Here is a 3,423-nt window from a genome sequence, read left to right as displayed (position 1 = left end):
CGGCTTCTTCCCCATGCTCTCCATGATGGACATCATCCTTACCGGGACCGAAGCCCCTGATCAGGGGTGTCCGTCAAAGCGAATCAAGCCCAGGTCGATCTCGGGCGGCGTCGCCATCACGGGCTCCTCAAGGTCGGTGCCCGCCACCCCGGCGGCGGCGAGCACCCGTATGGAAGCCCGCGGTTCTCACCACTTTTCTCCCCAAGATCAGCCTCTACGGTCACGATCCGACAACGGGTCCGCTAACCGGTGCGCCAACCGGTGGTGAGGACCGGTGCACCAACCGGTCGCCGCCCCTCTTGCCCGCTGCGCCCGGATTCCGGCCATCCGCCCAGGTCAGACGCCATGGTGAGTGGCCGTCAAGGTGAAACCCACCACCCCGACAACCCTTCCTGTCCTCGGCTTTGTGGGTGGTGGTTGGGTGGGGCGGTGGCGTTGAGGGTTCGCTGCGCCTGCGGCGGGCCTCTTCTTCTCTCGCGTCCGGCTGGTGCCGGCCGCTCGCGGTGGGGGTGGGGCGGGCGCGGCGCGCGGGCGGCCCAGAAGGCCGCCAGGCCGCCCCTGCCGGGCCTGGCCGCCACCCGTTCCTCGAGCGCGGCGGGTTCAGGCGGGCAGAGAGGGCCCGGAGCGCTTCTCGACGGGCCTCGGGCCCGGCCGGGTCAGCGCCAGTCGAGCCGCTCGGCGGCCGACTTCACCCGGCGGCTCTTGGTGTTCGCGATCTTCGAGCGCGTCGTCAGATCGTTCTGGCTCCCGCTTTCGTGGCTTATCGTTTGCAGGGCACCGTGCCGTCTTCGGCGCCGTCGTCGCCAAGGCCGAGGACTCTGGGGCGCGCGGCGGCCGCAAGCACTCGATCGGCTGGCGGTGAAGCTGCCGCGCGGCCCAGCGTGTTGATTCACCGAGCAGTCGACAACGTCATCCCGGTCACTCCGGTTCGAAGGCTCGCAGGGTGTCGTCGCCGTCGGTCCACAAGACCCCGAGCCGCTGCCGGGCCAAGAGCCAGCCGTCCCCGTTCCGGCGGAACTCCCAGTCATAGGGGCCGCCCATGGCGTAGGGGGCGGAGGTTCTCCCGGGAGCGGTGACGGCGACGAACCACATGTATCCGATGCCGGTTGCCCGGTCGCCCGCCACGTCTACGTGCATGTTGCGGATGTGGTGCTGGATGCTTGTGTAAGGCGACTCGGCCTCCTCCACCTTCGCGCGGATGGCCTCCCTTCCCTGGGTTCGCTGCCAGGGCCCGAACTCCAGCACGGCGTCTTCGGCCCAGCAGGCGGACCAGGTCCGCCAGTCTTTGCGGTCCAGTGCCCGCCAGCCGCGGATCATGAGGGCGTGCAGGGCGTCCCGGTCCTCCAGGTCCCGCACTCTGCGCGCCAGGTCGTCGAGGGCGGGGGCGTGCAGCATTCCGGTCCCTTCCGTCACTGGGCGCTCGCTGCAGGTCGTACGACGATCTCGTTGACGTCGACGTGCGGCGGCTGGGAGATTGCGTAGGCGACGGCGTCCGCGATTGCGGAGGCCGGCAGGGCCACGGCGCGGTACGTCCGCATGGCCGCCCGGGCGGCCGGGTCCGCGATGCTGTCGGCGAGTTCGGACTCCGTGACACCCGGCGAGACCAGCGTGACCCTGACGTCACCGGCGGACTCCTGACGCAGGCCCTCGGAGATCGCACGGACCGCGAACTTGGTGGCGCAGTAGACGGCGGCGGTGGGAGAGACCTCGTGCGCGCCGACGGAGGCGATGTTCACGATGTGCCCGCCGCCTTGCGCGCGCATCACGGGCAAGACGGCGGAGATGCCGTGCAGGACACCCCGCATGTTCACGTCGATCATGCGGTTCCACTCCTCCGTCCTGAGCGCTTCCAGCGGCGACAGCGGCATCACCCCGGCGTTGTTGACCATCACGTCCACGCGGTTGTAGCGCTCTTTGGCCGCTGCCACGAAGTCCTGGACGTCGGCGGCCTCGGTGACGTCCAGGCGCTGGATCGCCGCCGTGCCGCCCGTGGCGGTGATCTCCGTGACGAGTTGGTCCAGGCGATCGGTGCGCCGTGCTCCCAGGAACAGGCGGTGGCCGTCGGCGGCGAGCCGGCGGGCGGTCGCCTCGCCGATCCCACTACTGGCACCGGTGATCGCTACGACCTTGACTGTCTGGTCCGGCATGACTGCCCCTTATCTCTTGGTAGGACACCGAGTCTGGGCGAGGTGTTCCAGGCGGCCCAGGCCGTGTGCTGCCTGGGTGCGGTACACCCAGGCAGCACACCGGGCCCGCGGCCTAGCCTGAGCACATGACCGACAACCAGCTGGGTGAGTTCCTGCGGGCGCGCCGTGCGGCCGTGCGGCCAGACGAGGTCGGGATGCCGAGCCATGGCGTGCGGAGGGTGGCCGGGCTGCGCCGCGAAGAGGTCGCCGTACTGGCAGGGGTGAACGCGGACTACTACACCCGGCTGGAACAGGGCCGCGAACGCCACCCGTCCGCACAGGTGGTGGATGCGCTCAGCCGCGCGCTGCTGCTGGATACAGACGCCCAGGCGCACCTTCACCAGCTGTCCGGAACCGCACCGTCCCAGCGGTCCGTCGCCGCCACCGACCAGGTCGCCCCCGCTCTGCGCGTCCTGCTGGACGGCTACCCCAGCACTCCGGCGGTCGTCATCAACCCGATCCTGGATGTTTTGGCCGCCAACGCCCTGGCCGAGGCGCTGTACTCCCCCTTTGAACCGATGGACAACCTGGCCCGCATGGTCTTTCTCGACCCGGCAGGTCGGCCGTTCCACCCCCGATGGGACCGGACAGCCGAGATGGTGGTGGGGCATTTGCGCCAGGCGTCCGGCGTCGATCCGGGCAGTCCACGCCTACGGGTTCTCGTAGGCGAACTCAGCGCGCGCAGCACGGACTTCGCCCGGCTGTGGAACACCCATACCGTGTGCGGTAAGACCCGGGAAAACAAGCACTTCCACCACCCGCACGTCGGTGGCCTGACCCTCACCCACCACGCATTCGACGTGCGGGACGCCCCCGGCCAGCAGTTGATCATCTACCATGCCGAACACGGCAGCCCCAGCGCCGAGGCACTCAGCCTGCTCGGCTCCGTGCACGCCACAGCGAACCGCGCCTACCGGTCCGCCGGGTGACCTGCGTGGCACGGTGAGCACCCGGATCTACGGACCTCACGCCGGACGTACACCCCCGGGCCACCGCATGATCGGGGCTGGACGTGCCTTACGTGCCTAACCGGCTTGCGTGCCTTCACCTGCAAGTTTGCGCGATAGCCCCAGATAAGCGAGCCCGCCGGAGGCTGTCGCGTCTGCTGTCGCGCCCCCTGTCGCGTGGGGTGCTGTCGCGTGCTGTGAGTGTGTCCTGAACGTGAAAGGGAGTTATTGGTAGTGAACTTCTAATTGCGGTGCTGTGCGAGAGATGAAGGTTTGGCCCTTCGGAGCCG

The 3,423-nt window shown here is 69.2% G+C and carries 3 protein-coding genes; 1 reads left to right on the top strand and 2 read right to left on the bottom strand.

Annotated elements, in window-relative coordinates:
- Positions 1-918: 918 nt before the first annotated feature.
- Both ACWDAK_RS40840 and ACWDAK_RS40835 read right to left on the bottom strand, forming a co-directional pair.
- On the bottom strand, positions 919-1,395 hold the full coding sequence (locus tag ACWDAK_RS40840; protein WP_427396316.1) for a nuclear transport factor 2 family protein: 477 nt from the start codon (positions 1,393-1,395) through the stop codon (positions 919-921).
- A gap of 14 nt (positions 1,396-1,409) precedes the next feature.
- Complete coding sequence (locus ACWDAK_RS40835; protein ID WP_427396315.1) at positions 1,410-2,147, bottom strand: SDR family oxidoreductase; 738 nt, start codon at positions 2,145-2,147, stop codon at positions 1,410-1,412.
- A 125-nt stretch (positions 2,148-2,272) separates the two neighbouring features.
- Here ACWDAK_RS40835 and ACWDAK_RS40830 point away from each other — a divergent pair, with 125 nt between their 5' ends.
- A complete protein-coding gene (locus tag ACWDAK_RS40830) occupies positions 2,273-3,115 on the top strand; it encodes a helix-turn-helix transcriptional regulator (RefSeq protein WP_427396314.1) in 843 nt (280 codons plus the stop codon).
- Positions 3,116-3,423: the final 308 nt, after the last annotated feature.

This window comes from Kitasatospora sp. NPDC001175 (genome assembly GCF_053598215.1).
Note: the sequence above shows the minus strand (reverse complement) of the source record. Positions and strands in the feature narration are given on the sequence as shown.